This window comes from Mycobacterium hubeiense (assembly GCF_002838065.1).
Taxonomy (GTDB): Bacteria; Actinomycetota; Actinomycetes; order Mycobacteriales; family Mycobacteriaceae; genus Mycobacterium; species Mycobacterium hubeiense.
The window spans coordinates 1-16998 of sequence record NZ_PIZU01000065.1 but is presented as its reverse complement, the minus strand read 5'-3'; the positions used below and the strand labels follow the sequence as shown (position 1 = coordinate 16998).

The window sequence follows — 16998 nt, the reverse complement described above, 5'->3', positions numbered from 1 at the left end:
CGATACAGCCCGCTCACCGCGACTGCGCGCGCCGAAATCGCATCTTCTAGCGGCGAGGAGGCGTCAAACGGACCGCCGCGTTGATGCGGTTCCACGCGTTGATCGTCACCGCCATCGCGATCACCTGGCCCAGCTCGCGTTCGGAGAACACCTCCGCGGCGCGGGCATAGATCTCGTCGGGGACGGGGCCGTCGCGCAGCTCGGTGATCGCCTCGGTGAGCGCCAGCGCCGCCCGCTCCCGCGCGGTGAACAGGTCCCCGGCTTCGCGCCACGCGGCGAGCAACGCCAGCCGCTGCTCGGTTTCGCCGTTCTTGCGCGCATCGGCGGTGTGCATATCGAGGCAGAACGCACAGTGGTTGATCTGCGACGCCCGGATCTTGATCAGCTCTGCAATTGTCGGGTCGATGTCCTTGCTCGCGGCGTTGGACAGCACCATCATCGCGTCGTACAGCTCCGGCGAGACCTTGTAGATCTTCAGTCGGTCGGCGGTATTGGTTTCCAGTGTTTGCGTCATGCCCACCACGCTAGGCCGAATAGGCACAAATAAATGGTTCAATCCAGTCATGACTTTGTGGGCCAATTCCGGCGCGAGAGACCTTCATCTCGAGCTGCGCGAGGCCATCACCCCCGGCACCCGCGGTGCCCGCGACCTGCTGCTCACCGCCCTGCGCGACGCCGTGCGCTCCGGCCGGCTGGCGGCGGGCACCATGCTGCCGCCCTCGCGTACCCTCGCAGCCGACCTCGGCCTGGCCCGCAATACCGTCGCGGAGGCCTACGCCGAGCTCGTCGCCGAGGGCTGGCTCGCGTCGCGCCAGGGTGCGGGCACCTGGGTGGTCGAGGCCGACCGCAACAAGGCACCGCCACGACCGCGTCGCACCCCGGCACAGCCCCGGCACAACCTGATGCCCGGCTCGCCGGACGTGTCGCAGTTCCCGCGCCGCGAATGGCTGGCCTCGACCCGTCGCGCTATCACCACAGCGCCCACCGACGCCCTGCGAATGGGCGACCCCCGCGGACGGCCCGAGCTTCGCGACGCCCTGGCCGAGTACCTGGCGCGGGCACGCGGCGTACGCGCCGACGCGGAGTCGATCTTCATCTGCGCCGGCGCCCGCCACGCCATCGAGCTGTTGGCACGGATATGCACGGGCCCGATCGCCGTTGAGGCCTATGGGCTCTTCATCTTTCGCGATGCGCTCGCCGCGATGGACGTGCCGACGGTGCCGATCGGGCTCGACGAACACGGCGCCAGAGTCGACGAGCTCGACGACACCGACGCCGCCGCGGTGCTGCTCACCCCGGCGCACCACAACCCGCACGGCATGCCGCTGCACCCGTCGCGTCGCACCGCCGTCGTCGACTGGGCGCAGCGCACCGGGGGCTACGTCGTCGACGACGACTACGACGGGGAGTTCCGCTACGACCGCCAGCCGATCGGGGCGCTGCAGGCACTGTCCCCGGAGCGGGTGGTCTACCTGGGCTCGGCCAGCAAGAGCATGTCGCAGGTGATGCGGCTGGGCTGGATGGTGCTGCCCGACAACCTGATCGACGCGGTGATCGACGCCGCCGGCGGCCAGCAGTTCTACGTGAACGCCCTCACGCAACAGACGATGGCCGACTTCATCGCCAGCGGCAGCTACGACAAACACATCCGTCGCATGCGCCTGCGGTACCGACGCCGCCGCGACACCCTCGTCGAAGCACTCACCGGGTTCGACGTCGGCATCCGCGGCCTGGCCGCCGGGGTGAACCTGCTGCTCACTTTGCCCGACGGCGCCGAACCAGAGGTGATGCGACGGGCCGGCGAAGCAGGAATTGCGCTGTCGGGGCTGTCCATCCTGCGTCACCCCCTGGCCGGCCCAGAGGTGCCCGATCCCGACGGCATCGTCATCGGATTCGCCGCACCGGCCGAGCACGCCTTCGCCGCAGCGGTGGACGCGCTGTGCGGTGTGCTGAGGGCCGCGGGGCTGTGACGGCTTATAAGCTGCCCGGGTGGCCGAGCCTCCCGTCCTGGCGCCGAACCTGAGTCTGACGACGCAGGTTTGGCGATTTGTCGTGACGGGCGGTTTCTCGGCGATCGTGGACTTCGGCCTCTACGTCGCGCTGCTGGCCGCGGGGTTGCACGTCAACGTCGCCAAGACGATCAGCTTCATCGCCGGCACCACCACCGCCTACCTGATCAACCGGCGTTGGACGTTCCAGGCGCCGCCGAGCAAGGCCCGCTTCCTCGCGGTATGCGTGCTCTACGCGCTGACCTACGCGGTGCAGGTCGGCATCAACTACCTCTTCTACATGGCGCTCGACGAGAAGCCGTGGCGGGTGCCCGTCGCGTTCGTCATCGCCCAGGGCACCGCGACCGTCATCAATTTCGTGGTGCAGCGCGCGGTCATTTTCCGGCTGCGCTGAGTTCTAAACCGAGCCGGCAGCGTCGAAGAACCGCACTTCGAGTTCCATCGCCTGGCGATACAGGACGGCCAGGCGGTCGTGATCACCGCCGTACCGGTCGAGCAGCTCTTCTAGACGTTGTGCCAGCGCCTCGAACTCCGCGCTCGAGTACGTGGTCACCCACTCGCGATACGGACTCTCGGGTTTTGTCTGGCCTGCCAGCTGCTGACCGAGGTAGGCGTATAGCCGCATACACGGCGTCATCGCCGCAGCGATGTGGCCGACGGGTTCCAGCGCAGCGACCGCCAACAAGAAGTTGGTGTACGCCGAGGTGGCGGGGTCGGGCGCCTGGTGAAGGTCGACGTTCCAGCGGGCTGCGTAGCCACGGTGAAGCCGCAGCTCGTCGATGGCGCCGTCGAGTAGCTCCCGAAATGCGACAAGCCCGTCTTGGTCCGGGCTCTTCGCCAGAGCCAGCGCGTATGCGCGGCAGAACGCGTCGAGAAACGCCGCGTCCTGTCCCACGTAATACGCGAACTTGTCTCGGGCCAACTCTCCCGACGCGATGCCCTGCACGAAGCTGTGCTCCAGCGCGGCCTCGGCGAGGACTCGGTTCCGGCGCCATAACGACTCGGACAGCGAGGGCACAAACCAAGCCTAAAGGTCGGCGGCGAACCGCACGGTACCCTCTTTGACGATGTCGACCACCGAAGTTCCGACGACCCCGCGACGGCTGACCGGCTGGGGTCGCACTGCGCCGACGGTTGCGCAGGTGCTGTCGACGCGCGAGCTCGACGTGATCGCCAAGGCCGTCGCGCAGGCGGGCAGCCGCGGCGTGATCGCGCGCGGCCTGGGTCGCTCCTACGGTGACAACGCGCAGAACGGCGGCGGGCTCGTCGTCGACATGACACCGCTGAACCACATCCATTCGATCGACGCCGAGACCCGTCTCGTCGACGTGGACGGCGGCGTGAACCTCGATCAGCTGATGAAGGCCGCATTGCCGTTCGGGCTGTGGGTTCCGGTGTTGCCCGGCACGCGGCAGGTCACCATCGGCGGTGCCATCGCCTGCGACATCCACGGCAAGAACCACCACAGCGCGGGCAGTTTCGGCAACCACGTGCGATCGATGGAGCTGCTGACCGCCGACGGGCAGATCCGCCACCTCACGCCCGACGGCGACGACGCCGAGTTGTTCTGGGCGACGGTCGGCGGCAACGGGCTGACCGGAATCATCGTGCGCGCCACCATCGAGATGACGCCTACGGAGACGGCGTATTTCATCGCCGACGGCGACGTCACCGCCGGCCTCGACGAAACCATCGCCTTCCACAGCGACGGCAGCGAAGCCAACTACACGTACTCCAGCGCGTGGTTCGACGCGATCAGCGCGCCGCCGAAACTCGGTCGCGCGGTGATCTCCCGCGGCTCGCTGGCCACCCTGGACCAACTGCCCGAGAAGTTGCAGAAGGACCCGCTGAAATTCGATGCGCCGCAGTTCTTCACGGCACCGGATGTGTTTCCCAACGGGTTGGGCAACAAGCTTATCTTCGGGGCGATGACCGAACTCTGGTATCGCACCGGCAAGACCTACCGCGGCAAGGTGCAGAACCTGACGCAGTTCTACCACCCGCTCGACATGGTCGGCGAGTGGAACCGCGCTTACGGCCGAGCGGGTTTCGCCCAGTACCAGTTCGTCGTCCCCACTCAGGCGGTCGACGAGTTCAAGCGCATCATGTACGACATCCAGCGCTCGGGGCACTATTCGTTCCTCAACGTCTTCAAGCTGTTCGGCCCGGGAAGTAAAGCGCCGCTGAGCTTTCCGATCCCCGGGTGGAACGTGTGCGTCGACTTCCAGATCAAGCCCGGGCTCGGCGAGTTTCTGGCCGAGCTGGACCGTCGGGTGCTGCAGTTCGGCGGCCGGCTCTACACCGCCAAGGATTCCCGCACCACCGCCGAAACCTTCCACGCAATGTATCCGCGCATCGACGAATGGATCGCCGTGCGCCGCAAGGTCGATCCCACCGGGGTGTTCGCCTCGGACATGGCCCGACGTTTGGAGCTGCTCTAGATGGTGTTCGACGCGGTAGGAAATCCCCAGTCCATCCTGTTGCTCGGCGGGACGTCGGAGATCGGCTTGGCGATCTGCGAACGCTACCTGCGCGACGCGCCGGCCCGAATCGTGTTGGCCTGCCTTCCCGACGACCCTGGCCGTGACGACGCCGTCGCGCAGATGAAAGCGGCCGGCGCCAAGTCCGTCGAGCTGATCGACTTCGATGCGGTTGACACCGAAAGCCACCCGAAGGTGATCGACGCCGCCTTCGCGGGCGGCGATATCGACGTCGCCATCGTTGCCTTCGGCCTGCTCGGTGACGCCGAAGAGCTGTGGCAGAACCAGCGCAAGGCGGTGCAGATCGCCGAGATCAACTACACCGCAGCAGTTTCGGTGGGCGTGCTGCTCGGCGAGAAGATGCGCGCCCAGGGCTTCGGGCAGATCATCGCGATGAGCTCTGCCGCCGGCGAGCGAGTCCGGCGGTCCAACTTCGTCTACGGGTCCACCAAGGCCGGCCTCGACGGCTTCTATCTTGGCCTCGGAGAAGCCCTGCGCGAGTACGGGGTTCGGGTCCTGGTCATCCGGCCCGGGCAGGTACGCACACGAATGAGCGCGCACGTCAAGGAAGCACCACTGACCGTCGACAAGGAGTACGTCGCGGAGCTGGCGGTGACCTCAGCAGCCAAAGGCAAGGAACTGGTATGGGCGCCGGGAGCGTTCAGGTACGTGATGATGGTGTTGCGACACATTCCGCGGCCCATCTTCCGCAAGCTCCCCATCTAAAGATGCGTGGCGCACTGGCCATTCTCGGCCAGATGGTGGTGGCCGCCGCGCTGGCCGCCGCCGTCGCGGTAATCTCTCTGGTCGCCATTTCGCGCGTCGAGTGGCCCGCGTACAACACCTCCAACCAACTGCACGCACTGACCACCGTCGGCCAATTCGGCTGTCTGGCAGGGCTGTTCGCCGCCGGCCTGCTGTGGCGACGCGGACGCCAGACGCTCGCCAAGGTCGCCGGGCTGGTGTTCGTCCCCGCGTTCTCGGTGGTGACGCTGGCGATGCCGCTAGGTGCGACGAAGCTCTACCTGTTCGGCATCTCCGTCGATCAGCAGTTCCGCACCGAGTATCTGACCCGGATGGCCGACACCGCCGGCCCGCACGACATGACCTATTACGGGCTGCCGCCGTTCTACCCGCCGGGCTGGTTCTGGATCGGCGGGCGGCTCGCCGATTTGACCGGGACGCCCGCCTGGGAGATGTTCAAACCGTGGGCGATCATCTCCATCGCGATGGCGGTCGCGGTTGCATTGGTGTTGTGGGCGGCCATGATTCGCTTCGAGTACGCCCTCGTCGTCACCACTGCCACCACCGCCGCGATGTTGGCCTACTCTCCCGCCGAGCCGTACGCCGCGATCATCAATGTGCTGCTGCCGCCGGTGTTCGTGCTCGCCTGGTCCGGCCTGCGGGGCAACACCCGTAACGGCGGCTGGGCCGCCGTCGTCGGCACCGGCATCTTTCTCGGCTTTGCCGCGCTGTTCTACACCCTGCTGCTGGTCTATTCCGCGTTCACGCTGACGATCATGGCGGTGCTGCTGGCCGTCGCACGCCGGCGTATCGAGCCCCTCGTAAGACTGGCGGTCATCGCCGTCATCTCGGGCCTCCTCGCGCTCATCGGGTGGGGACCGTACCTGTGGGCCGCACTGCACGGCGAGCCCGCCGACACCGGTACCGCACAGCACTACCTGCCCGCCGACGGCGCGCAGCTGGCGTTCCCGATGCTGAGCTTCACGCTGCTCGGCGCGCTGTGCATGCTCGGCACGCTGTGGCTGGTGGTGCGCGCCCGCACCTCGACGCGGGCCGGCGCGCTGGCGATCGCGGTGCTGGCGGTCTACGCGTGGTCGCTGTTGTCGATGCTGACCACGCTGGCCGGCACCACGCTGTTGTCGTTCCGGCTGCAGCCGACGTTGACCGTGCTGCTCACCGCCGCCGGTGCCTTCGGGTTCATCGAGACGACGCTGGCGCTGGCCCACAACTTCTCCAGCAGGCGCATCGTCGCGGCCGGCACCGCGATCGGCGCCATCGGTGCGCTGACGTTCAGCCAGGACATTCCCGACGTGTTGCGCCCCGACATCGTCGTCGCCTACACCGACACCGACGGCAGCGGCCAGCGCGCGGACCGTCGTCCCCCGGGCGCAGAGCGGTACTACCGCGAAATCGACGAAAAAATCCTCGAGGTGACCGACCGCCCGCGCAGCGAGACCGTCGTGCTCACCGCCGACTACAGCTTCCTGTCGTACTACCCCTATTACGGGTTCCAGGGCCTGACGTCGCACTACGCGAACCCGTTGGCGCAGTTCGACAAACGCGCCGAGGCCATCGAAAGCTGGGCCACCCTGACCACGGCCAAGGAGTTCATCGAGGCCCTGGACAACCTGCCGTGGAAGCCGCCGGACGTGTTCCTGATGCGCCGCGGCGCGAACGACACCTACACCCTGCGGCTGGCCGAGGACGTCTACCCCAACCAGCCCAACGTGCGCCGCTACCACGTCACGCTGGACTCCGCCCTGTTCGACGACCCCCGCTTCGACGTCTCGACCATCGGCCCGTTCGTGCTCGCGATCCGGACCGATACCGCGTGACGAGACTGTAGTTAGCGGGGAAAAGTGCGAGTAGACGACACGGTAACGACAGTCTCGACGACCAAGCCCGTGTACCGCTGATGGCGACCGAAGCCGGAACAACACAGCCGGGGCAACTACCATCAAGCCCCGTGACCGCCGGGGGCAGCAACCATCACGCCGCGCGGCTGATCGCGATCGTGGCCGGGTTGCTCGGTGCGGCGATGGCGATAGCAACCCCGCTGCTGCCGGTGAAGCAAACCACCGCGCAGCTCACCTGGCCGCAGAACGGGGTCCTGCAGAGCGTCAACGCGCCGCTGATCGGGTACGTCGCGACCGACCTGAGCATCACGGTGCCGTGCGACGCTGCCGCCGGGCTGACCGACGGCAGAACCGTGCTGCTGTCCACCGTCCCCAAACAGGCGCCCAAGGCCGTCGACCGGGGCCTGCTCATCGAACGCGTCAACAACGACCTGCTCGTCATCGTGCGCAACACCCCCGTGGTGAGCGCGCCGCTGGCTCAAGTGCTCAGCCCGGCGTGCGAGCGGCTGACGTTCACCGCCCGCGCCGACAAGGTCACCGGTGAATTCGTCGGCCTCACCCAGGGCCCCGACGACGCCGACCCCGGCGAACCGTTGCGCGGTGAGCGCGGCGGCTACGACTTCCGCCCGCAGATCGTCGGCGTGTTCACCGACCTGTCCGGCCCGGCACCGCCCGGCCTGGAGTTCTCGGCGACGGTCGACACCCGCTACAGCACCACGCCGACATTGCTCAAGCTGCTGGTGATGATCGTCGGCGTCGCGATGACGGTCATCGCGCTGGGCGCCCTGCACGTCCTCGACACCGCCGACGGCCGACGGGTCAAACGCTTCCTGCCGCCGCGGTGGTGGACGGTGCGACCCTTGGACGGCGTGGTCACCGCCGTGCTGGTGTGGTGGCATTTCGTCGGCGCCAACACCGCCGACGACGGCTACATCCTCACCATGGCGCGGGTGTCCGAGAACGCCGGCTACATGGCCAACTACTACCGCTGGTTCGGCACGCCGGAATCGCCGTTCGGCTGGTACTACGACCTGCTGGCGCTGTGGGCACACGTCAGCACCAACAGCGCCTGGATGCGACTGCCGACCTTGGTGATGGCCCTGGCCTGCTGGTGGGTGATCAGCCGCGAGGTGATCCCCCGGCTGGGCCACGCGGTGAAGAACACGCCGGCGGCGGCGTGGACGGCGGCGGGAATGTTCCTGGCCGTCTGGCTGCCGCTGAACAACGGGCTACGGCCGGAACCGATCATCGCGCTGGGCATCCTGCTCACCTGGTGCTCCGTCGAGCGCGGGGTGGCCACCAACCGGATGCTGCCGGTGGCCATCGCGATCATCATCGGGGCGCTCACCATCTTCTCCGGGCCCACCGGCATCGCCGCGGTCGGCGCGCTACTGGTGGCCGTCGGGCCACTGAAAACCATTGTGGCGCGGCATACTTCGCGGTTCGGCCACCTGGCGCTGCTGGCCCCGATCGCCGCTGCCTGCACCGTCACCATCATTCTGATATTCCGCGACCAGACATTGGCCGCCGAGGTCCAGGCGAACGCCTTCAAATCCGCGATCGGCCCCAGCCTGAGCTGGTTCGACGAGCACATCCGCTACGAGCGGTTGTTCACCACCAGCCCCGACGGTTCGGTGGCACGGCGGTTCGCGGTGTTGACGCTGTTGCTCGCGTTGGCGGTCTCGGTGGCAATGTCGTTGCGCAAGGGCCGGATTCCCGGCACCGCGGCCGGCCCGAGCCGTCGCATCATCGGCATCACGATCATCTCGTTCCTGGCCATGATGTTCACCCCCACCAAGTGGACCCACCATTTCGGGGTGTTCGCCGGGCTGGCCGGCTCCCTGGGCGCGCTGGCCGCTGTCGCCGTGACGGCCGCCGCGATGCGGTCCAGACGCAACCGCACGATCTTCGCCGCCACCGTGCTGTTCGTGATGGCGCTGTCGTTCGCCACCGTCAACGGCTGGTGGTACGTCTCCAACTTCGGCGTGCCCTGGTCGAATGCCTTCCCGGAGTGGCGGTTCGGCTTCACCACTATGCTGCTCGGCCTGTCGGTGCTCGCCCTGCTGCTGGCCGCCTGGTTCCACTTCTCCGGGCGCGACCGGCCGCCGCCCGACGGCGAACAGCCCCGGTGGCAGCGAATCATCCAGTCGCCGTTGGCGATTGCCGCATGGCTGCTGGTGGTCTTCGAGGTTGCGTCGTTGACGCTGGGGATGATCGACCAGTATCCGGCGTGGTCGGTTGGACGGTCCAACCTGGAAGCCTTGACAGGCAAGACCTGCGGCATGGCCAACGACGTGATGGTCGAAGAGGATCCCAACGCCGGCATGCTGGCGCCCATCGGCGCGCCGGTCGGCGAGGCGTTGGGCGCCGTCACCGCACAGGGCTTCGGCCCCAACGGCATTCCCACCGACGTCTCGGCCGACCCGGTGATGGAGCAGCCCGGCGCGGACAACTTCGCCGACACCGACGACGGGCAAGTCGACGGGAGCGAGGCCGGCACGGAGGGCGGCACCACCGTCGTCGCCGGCGTGAACGGTTCGCGCGCCCGGCTGCCGTATGACCTCGACCCCACCCGCACCCCGGTGATGGGCAGCTGGCGCAGCGGCACCCAGCAGCCGGCGGCATTGCGCTCGGCGTGGTACCGGCTGCCGCCCCGCGATGAGGCCGGGCCGCTGCTCGTGGTGTCCGCGGCCGGCCGGTTCGATCCGGGCGAGCTGGTGGTGCAGTGGGCCGGCGATGACGGCGAGCCAGACGGCGCCGTGGGCTTCGCCGACATCGGCGCGGCACCCGCCTGGCGCAATCTGCGCGCGCCGATGGCCGCCATCCCGCGTGACGCCACCCAGGTGCGGCTCGTGGCCACCGACGACGACCTGGCGCCGGGACATTGGATCGCGGTCACCCCGCCGCGGATCCCGCAACTGCGCACGCTCCAAGATGTGGTCGGCTCGCAGGATCCGGTGATGCTGGACTGGCTCGTCGGCCTGGCGTTCCCGTGCCAGCGTCCGTTCGACCACCGCAACGGCGTCACCGAGGTGCCGAAGTGGCGCATCCTGCCCGACCGGTTCGGCGCCGAGGCCAACTCGCCGGTGATGGACTACCTGGGCGGCGGCCCGCTCGGCATCACCGAACTGCTGCTGCGGGCCACCAGCGTCCCGACCTATCTCAAGGACGACTGGTTCCGAGACTGGGGCGCACTGCAGCAGTTGACGCCGTACTACCCCAACGCCAAACCGGCAGAGCTCGAACTCGGGACGGCCACCCGCAGCGGGCTGTGGAGCCCGGCGCCGCTGCGTCTCAGTTGAGGTTTGTCACGCTTCGGCGGCAATCCGCGTGACACAAACCCACGCTCGGCGAGCACACATATGTACGTCGCATACCATCGTCCCTCGTGCCCGGCGATGAACAGCGGACGGACCAGTTCGCGCGACTCGTTGCCATCGTCGCGGGCATCGCAGGACTGCTGCTGTGCGCGCTGGTCCCCCTGCTTCCGGTGAAACAGACGACGGCCACCATCCTGTGGCCGCAGGCGCCGGGACCCGACGGCCTGGTCACCGACGTCACCGCGCCGCTGGTGTCCGGGGCGCCGCAGGCGCTGGACGTGTCGATCCCGTGCCAGACAGTTGCGACGCTGCCCGACGCGGGCGGACTCGTCTTTTCCACCGTCCCGCCCGCCGGTATCGACGCCAGCCGCAACGGGCTGTTCGTCCGCGCGAACGCCGACACCGTCGTCGTGGCATTCCGGGATTCGGTCGCCGCGGTGGCGCCGCGCCAAGCCGTCGCGGACGGGGCGTGCAGCGCGCTGCACATCTGGGCCAACGTCGGCGGTGTCGGCGCGGACTTCGTCGGCATTCCCGGCGCGACCGGAACGGTGGACCTCGACAAGAAGCCACAGGTTGCGGGGATCTTCACCGATCTCGAAGTAGCGCCGCAGGCGGGCCTGTCCGCCCGCGTCGACATCGACACCCGTTTCATCAGCTCACCGACGACCCTGAAACTCGCGGTGATGGTGCTCGGCGTACTGTGCGTGCTGGCGTCGATCGTGGCGCTGGCCGTGCTCGACCGGCGGATGGGCCGCCGGCTTCCGGGTTGGTGGCGACGGTTCTGGCGGGCGGGCATGCCGACGTGGATCGCCGACGTCGGCGTCGTCGGCACGCTGCTGCTGTGGCACCTGATCGGCGCCACGTCGTCCGACGACGGCTACAACCTCACCATCGCGCGCATCTCCGACGAGGCCGGCTACACCGCGAACTACTTCCGCTACTTCGGCGCCACCGAAGCGCCGTTCGACTGGTACCAAACCGTGCTGGCGCAGCTGGCGTCCGTCAGCACCGCCGGGGTGTGGATGCGACTGCCCGCCACGCTGGCCGCCATCGGCACCTGGCTGATCCTGAGCCGCTGCGTCATACCGCGGCTGGGCCGGCGACTCGCGACCAATCGGGTCGCGGTGTGGACAGCCGCCGCGGTCTTCCTGGCGGCGTGGCTGCCGTTCAACAACGGGCTGCGGCCCGAACCACTGATCGCATTCGGCGCGGTGGCCGCATGGATGCTGGTGGAGAACGCCATCGCCACCCGGCGGCTGTGGCCCGCCGCCGCGGCCATCGTCGTCGCGGTGTTCAGCGTGACGCTGGCCCCGCAGGGCCTGATCGCGCTGGCCCCGCTGCTGGTCGGCGCACGGGCCGTCGCCAGCGTGATCCGCAGCAGGCGGGCCTCCGACGGGCTGCTGGCGCCGCTGGCGGCGCTGGCCGCGTCGGGCGCGCTGATCTTCGTCGTCGTCTTCCGGGACCAGACGCTGGCCACCGTCGCCGAGTCGGCCCGCATCAAATACAAAGTCGGCCCGACCATCGCCTGGTACCAGGATTTCCTGCGCTACTACTTCCTCACCGTGGAGGACAGCGTCGACTCGTCGCTGACCCGACGGTTCGCGGTGCTGGTGCTGCTGCTGTGCCTGTTCGGGTTGATCGCGGTGATGCTGCGCCGCGGCGGCGTGCCCGGCGCGGCCAGCGGCCCGGTGTGGCGGCTGCTCGGCACCACCGCGATCGGCCTGCTGCTGCTGACCTTCACCCCGACGAAGTGGGCGGTGCAGTTCGGGGCGTTTGCCGGACTGGCCGGTGCTTTGGGCGCGGTGACCGCATTTGCGTTTGCCCGCGTCGGCCTGCACAGCCGCCGCAACCTCGCGCTGTATGTCACTGCGCTGCTGTTCGTGCTGGCGTGGGCGACCTCGGGCATCAACGGGTGGTTCTACACCGGCAACTACGGGGTGCCGTGGTTCGACAAGCAACCGGTGATTGCCGGCATCCCCGTCTACGGCATCTTCCTGGTGCTGGCGATGCTGACCGGGCTGCTCGCGGGTTGGCTGCACTTCCGGATGGACTACGCCGGGCACACCGAGGTGGCCGACACCCGTCGCAACCGGGTGCTGGCGTCCACACCGCTGCTGGTGGTGGCGACCATCATGGTGATCCTCGAAGTCGGCTCGATGGCCAAGGGCGCGGTGCAGCGCTATCCGGTCTACACCAACGCCAAGGCCAATCTGGCGGCGCTGACGTCCGGATTGTCCGAAACCAGCTGCGCGATGGCCGACGACGTGCTCGTCGAACCCGACACAAATGCCGGTCTGCTGCAACCCGTTCCGGGCCAGCGGTTCGGGCTGTACGGTCCGCTCGGCGGGGAGGATCCGGTCGGCTTCAACCCCAACGGCGTCAGCGACACGCTGGAACCACCGGAGCCGGTGACCGCCAACCCGGGCACGGTCAACTCCGACGGCTCGCCGAACGAACCGAACATCGGCATCGGCTATGCGGCCGGCACCGGCGGGGGCTACGGTCCCGAGGGCATCAACGGCTCCCGGGTGTTCCTGCCGTTCGGCCTCGACCCCAAACGCGTCCCGGTGATGGGCAGCTACGACGAGAACACCGTCGCGGCCAAGGCCACCTCCGTCTGGTACCAGTTGCCGCCCCGCTCCCCGGACCGGCCGCTGGTGACGGTGGCCGCCGCGGGCGCGATCTGGTTCTACGAAGAGGACGGGTCGTTCAACTACGGGCAGTCGCTCAAGCTGCAGTGGGGTGAGCGCCGGCCGGACGGTTCGTATCGGCCGTTGAGCCAGGTGCAGCCCATTGACGTCGGACCGGGACCCCAAAAAGCTTGGCGCAACCTGCGATTCCCGTTGGCGTGGGCGCCGCCGGAGGCCAACGTGGCGCGCATCGTCGCCGACGACCCCAACCTGAGCACCGACCAGTGGTTCGCGTTCACGCCGCCGCGGGTGCCGGTGCTTCAGACCGCGCAGGCGTTCCTCGGTTCGCAGACCCCGGTGCTGATGGACATCGCGACGGCGGCGAATTTCCCGTGCCAGCGACCGTTCCGCGAGCAGCTGGGCGTCGCCGAGTTGCCCGAGTACCGAATTCTGCCCAACTTCAAGCAGGTGGTGGTGTCGTCGAACCAGTGGCAGTCCGCGCAAGACGGCGGCCCGTTCCTGTTCATCCAGGCCCTGTTGCGCACCTCGACCGTGCCGACCTATCTGCGCGACGACTGGTACCGCGACTGGGGTTCGATCGAGCGCTACCACCGCGTGGTGCCCGCGTCGGAGGCGCCTGAGGCCGTGATCGAGACGGGCTCGACGCGCGTGTTCGGGTGGAGCCGCAGTGGACCGATCAGGGCGCTGCCATGAGGGACGATGTCAGGATCGCCCGCTGGGTGGCGACGATCGCCGGGCTCATCGGATTCGTGCTCTCGGTGGCGACGCCGCTGCTGCCGGTGGTGCAGACCACCGCGACGCTGAACTGGCCGCAGGGCGGGCAGCTCAATAACGTTACGGCCCCGCTGATCTCGCAGGTGCCCGTGAGTATGACGGTGACGGTGCCGTGCGAGGTGATCCGCGCGATGCCGCCGTCGGGCGGCATGGTGCTGGGCACCGCACCCAAGGACGGCAAGCAGGCCGCGCTGCAATCGTTGTTCGTCAACGTCACCAGCCAGAGGGTGGACATCACCGACCGCAACGTCGTGGTGGCCAGTGTGCCCCGGGCGCGGGTGATGTCCCCACAATGTGAGCGCATCGAGATCACGTCGTCGGAGGCGGGTACGTTCGCCACGTTCGTCGGGCTTCGCCAGCCCGACGGGTCCGAACAGCGCACCGGCTTCACCGACCCGAACCTGCGCCCGGCGATCGTCGGCATATTCACGGAGCTGACCGGGCCGGCGCCGCCGGGGCTGTCGGTGTCGGCGACGATCGATACCCGGTTCTCCACCAAGCCAACGGTTTTGAAGCTGACCGCGATGGTGCTGGCCATCGTGTCGACGGTGATCGCGCTGATCGCGTTGTGGCGGTTGGACCAGCTCGACGGCCGCCGGATGCAGCGGCTCATCCCGACCCGTTGGCGCACGTTCACGCTGACCGATGCCACCGTGGTGGGCGGGTTCCTGCTGTGGCATGTGATCGGCGCGAACTCCTCAGACGACGGCTACGTGCTCGGCATGGCCCGTGTCGCCGGACACGCGGGCTACATGTCGAACTACTTCCGCTGGTTCGGCAGCCCCGAGGACCCGTTCGGCTGGTATTACAACCTGCTGGCGTTGATGACCAGCGTCAGCGACGCCAGCATCTGGATGCGTTTACCGGATCTCGTTGCGGGACTGGTGTGTTGGCTGCTGCTGTCGCGTGAGGTGCTGCCGCGGCTCGGCCCCGCCGTGGTGTCCAGCAAGCCCGCGATGTGGGCTGCGGGTCTGGTGCTGCTGGCGGCGTGGATGCCGTTCAACAACGGTCTGCGGCCCGAGGGCATCATCGCCACCGGCGCGCTGATCACCTACGTGCTGATCGAGCGGGCGATCATCTCGGGCCGGATGACACCGGCTGCACTGGCGATTGTGACGGCCGCGTTCACGCTCGGCATCCAGCCGACGGGGCTGATCGCGGTCGCCGCATTGGTCGCCGGCGGCCGGCCTATTCTGCGAATCCTGGTGCGCAGGCACCGAATCGTCGGCACATGGCCGCTGGTGGCGCCGTTGCTCGCCGCAGGCACCGTGGTGCTGACGGTGGTGTTCTTCGACCAGACGTTGGCAACGGTGTTGGAGGCCACCAGGATTCGCACTGCGATCGGGCCCAACCAGGAGTGGTACACCGAGAACCTGCGGTACTACTACCTGATCCTGCCGACCGTCGACGGGTCGCTGTCGCGGCGGTTCGGCTTCCTGATCACCGCGCTATCGCTGTTCGCCGCGATGTTCATCATGTTGCGCCGCAAGCGGGTTCCCGGTGTGGCGCGCGGGCCGGCGTGGCGGCTGATGGGCATCATCTTCGCCACCATCTTCTTCTTGATGTTCACCCCGACCAAGTGGGTGCATCACTTCGGGTTGTTCGCCGCGGTGGGCGCGGCGATGGCGGCGCTGGCCACGGTACTGGTGTCGCCGGCGGTGCTGCGATGGTCACGCAACCGGATGGCGTTCCTGGCGGCGGTATTCTTCCTACTGGCGCTGACGTTCGCCACCACCAACGGTTGGTGGTACGTGTCCAGTTACGGTGTGCCGTTCAACAACGACATGCCCACCATCGGCGGAATCACGGTCAGCACCATCTTTTTCGCGATGTTCGCCGCGACCACCGTCTACGCTTTCTGGCTGCACTTCACGTCCCGAACACATGGCGAGGGCCGCATCGCGCGGGCCCTGACCGCCGCCCCCATCCCGGTCGCGGCGGGGTTCATGGTGCTGGTGTTCATCGCGTCGATGCTCATCGGCGTGGTGCGCCAGTACCCGACATATTCCAATGCGTGGGCGAACCTGCGGGCGTTCACCGGCGGCTGCGGGCTGGCCGACGACGTGCTCGTCGAACCCGACCCCAACGACGGCTTCTTGACCGCACTGCCCGGCAATTACGGGCCGCTGGGCCCGCTGGGCGGTGACCGGCCGATGGGGTTCACGCCCAGCGGCGTGCCGGAAAAGATTGTCGCCGAGGCGATTCGGATGAACCTGCCGATGCCCGGCACCGACTACGACTGGGACCAGCCCACCGAGCTCGACGAGCCGGGCGTCAACGGTTCCACGGTGCCGCTGCCCTACGGGCTCGATCCTGCGCGAGTTCCGTTGGCGGGCAGCTACATCGAGGGCCCGCAGCAGCAGAGCCGGCTGACGTCGGCGTGGTACGAACTGCCCGCGCCCGACGACGCGCACCCGCTGGTGGTGGTCACAGCGGCGGGCACCATCACCGGTTACAGCGTGTTCAACGGGCGCACCGAAGGCCAGACTGTCGAGCTCGAGTATGCGCGGCGCGGTCCCGACGGCGCGCTGCAGCCGGGCGGCCGGTTGGTGCCGTACGACCTGGGGCCGATCCCGTCGTGGCGCAATCTGCGGTTCCCACGCTCGGAGATCCCTGCGGACGCGGCCGCGGTGCGGCTGGTCGTCGAGGACCTGTCGCTGACTCCAGGCGACTGGGTGGCCGTCACTCCGCCGAGGGTGCCCGAACTGCGGTCGGTACAGGAGTACGTGGGCTCCGAGCAGCCGGTGCTGATGGACTGGGCGGTGGGGCTGGCCTTCCCGTGCCAGCAGCCGATGCTGCACGCCAACGGCGTCACCGAGATTCCGAAGTTCCGGATCACACCGGACTACAACGCCAAGCGCAAGGACACCGACACATGGCAGGACGGCCTCAACGGCGGCCTGCTCGGCATCACCGACCTGCTGCTGCGCGCGCACGTGATGGCGACGTACCTGTCGGAGGACTGGGGCCGCGACTGGGGTTCACTGCGTCGCTTCGAAACGATCGTGGACGCGCAGCCCGCCGAGCTGCAATTCGGCACCGCGACACACAGCGGGCTGTGGAAGCCGGGCCAGATCCGCATCGGCCCGTAGCGCTTTGCGATTTGGGCGTAGTTGGTCGCGCTGAGCGCGACCAACTGACCGGAAAATACCCAGGGTGAGTGG

General features: G+C 68.2%; 10 protein-coding genes. 8 read left to right on the top strand and 2 right to left on the bottom strand.

The window, feature by feature from the left end; all coding sequences use genetic code 11:
- Window positions 1-46: 46 nt before the first annotated feature.
- A complete protein-coding gene (locus CWS39_RS26805; RefSeq protein WP_102145892.1) occupies window positions 47-514 on the bottom strand; it encodes a carboxymuconolactone decarboxylase family protein in 468 nt (155 codons plus the stop codon).
- A 49-nt stretch (window positions 515-563) separates the two neighbouring features.
- On the opposite strand from CWS39_RS26805, the gene pdxR reads away from it, so the two are divergent.
- Both pdxR and CWS39_RS26795 read left to right on the top strand, forming a co-directional pair.
- The gene (gene pdxR / locus CWS39_RS26800; protein WP_102145888.1) at window positions 564-1970 is read left to right on the top strand and encodes a MocR-like pyridoxine biosynthesis transcription factor PdxR; all 1407 of its coding nucleotides are present in this window, start codon (window positions 564-566) and stop codon (window positions 1968-1970) included.
- A 37-nt stretch (window positions 1971-2007) separates the two neighbouring features.
- The gene (locus CWS39_RS26795) at window positions 2008-2403 is read left to right on the top strand and encodes a GtrA family protein (RefSeq protein ID WP_102145891.1); all 396 of its coding nucleotides are present in this window, start codon (window positions 2008-2010) and stop codon (window positions 2401-2403) included.
- A gap of 3 nt (window positions 2404-2406) precedes the next feature.
- On the opposite strand, the gene CWS39_RS26790 is transcribed toward CWS39_RS26795, so the two are convergent.
- Complete coding sequence (locus tag CWS39_RS26790; protein ID WP_199178318.1) at window positions 2407-3027, bottom strand: TenA family protein; 621 nt, start codon at window positions 3025-3027, stop codon at window positions 2407-2409.
- Between the two features lie 49 nt (window positions 3028-3076).
- Between CWS39_RS26790 and dprE1 the strand changes: the two genes are divergently transcribed.
- From dprE1 to CWS39_RS26760, 6 genes are all read left to right on the top strand, one after another.
- A complete protein-coding gene (gene dprE1, locus CWS39_RS26785; protein ID WP_102145887.1) occupies window positions 3077-4450 on the top strand; it encodes a decaprenylphosphoryl-beta-D-ribose oxidase in 1374 nt (457 codons plus the stop codon).
- Window positions 4451-5215 carry a decaprenylphospho-beta-D-erythro-pentofuranosid-2-ulose 2-reductase gene (gene dprE2, locus CWS39_RS26780; protein WP_102145886.1) on the top strand — a complete coding sequence of 255 codons (765 nt, stop codon included), beginning with the start codon at window positions 4451-4453 and terminating at the stop codon, window positions 5213-5215. It abuts the gene before it with no gap.
- Between the two features lie 2 nt (window positions 5216-5217).
- Window positions 5218-7068 carry a galactan 5-O-arabinofuranosyltransferase gene (locus tag CWS39_RS26775; RefSeq protein ID WP_102145885.1) on the top strand — a complete coding sequence of 617 codons (1851 nt, stop codon included), beginning with the start codon at window positions 5218-5220 and terminating at the stop codon, window positions 7066-7068.
- Between the two features lie 80 nt (window positions 7069-7148).
- Window positions 7149-10391, top strand: coding sequence for an arabinosyltransferase domain-containing protein (locus tag CWS39_RS26770; protein ID WP_102145884.1), 3243 nt, complete (start codon window positions 7149-7151; stop codon window positions 10389-10391).
- 86 nt (window positions 10392-10477) lie between these two features.
- Window positions 10478-13753 carry an arabinosyltransferase domain-containing protein gene (locus CWS39_RS26765; protein ID WP_102145883.1) on the top strand — a complete coding sequence of 1092 codons (3276 nt, stop codon included), beginning with the start codon at window positions 10478-10480 and terminating at the stop codon, window positions 13751-13753.
- Window positions 13750-16926 carry an arabinosyltransferase domain-containing protein gene (locus CWS39_RS26760; protein ID WP_102145889.1) on the top strand — a complete coding sequence of 1059 codons (3177 nt, stop codon included), beginning with the start codon at window positions 13750-13752 and terminating at the stop codon, window positions 16924-16926. The genes CWS39_RS26765 and CWS39_RS26760 overlap by 4 nt, the downstream gene beginning before the upstream one ends.
- Window positions 16927-16998 lie beyond the last annotated feature (72 nt).

Coding starts and splice junctions, on each gene's coding strand:
- CWS39_RS26805 (WP_102145892.1), bottom strand. CDS start 514: ATGACGCAAACACTGGAAACCAATACCGCCGACCGACTGAAGATCTAC.
- pdxR (WP_102145888.1), top strand. CDS start 564: ATGACTTTGTGGGCCAATTCCGGCGCGAGAGACCTTCATCTCGAGCTG.
- dprE1 (WP_102145887.1), top strand. CDS start 3,077: ATGTCGACCACCGAAGTTCCGACGACCCCGCGACGGCTGACCGGCTGG.
- dprE2 (WP_102145886.1), top strand. CDS start 4,451: ATGGTGTTCGACGCGGTAGGAAATCCCCAGTCCATCCTGTTGCTCGGC.
- CWS39_RS26775 (WP_102145885.1), top strand. CDS start 5,218: ATGCGTGGCGCACTGGCCATTCTCGGCCAGATGGTGGTGGCCGCCGCG.
- CWS39_RS26770 (WP_102145884.1), top strand. CDS start 7,149: ATGGCGACCGAAGCCGGAACAACACAGCCGGGGCAACTACCATCAAGC.
- CWS39_RS26760 (WP_102145889.1), top strand. CDS start 13,750: ATGAGGGACGATGTCAGGATCGCCCGCTGGGTGGCGACGATCGCCGGG.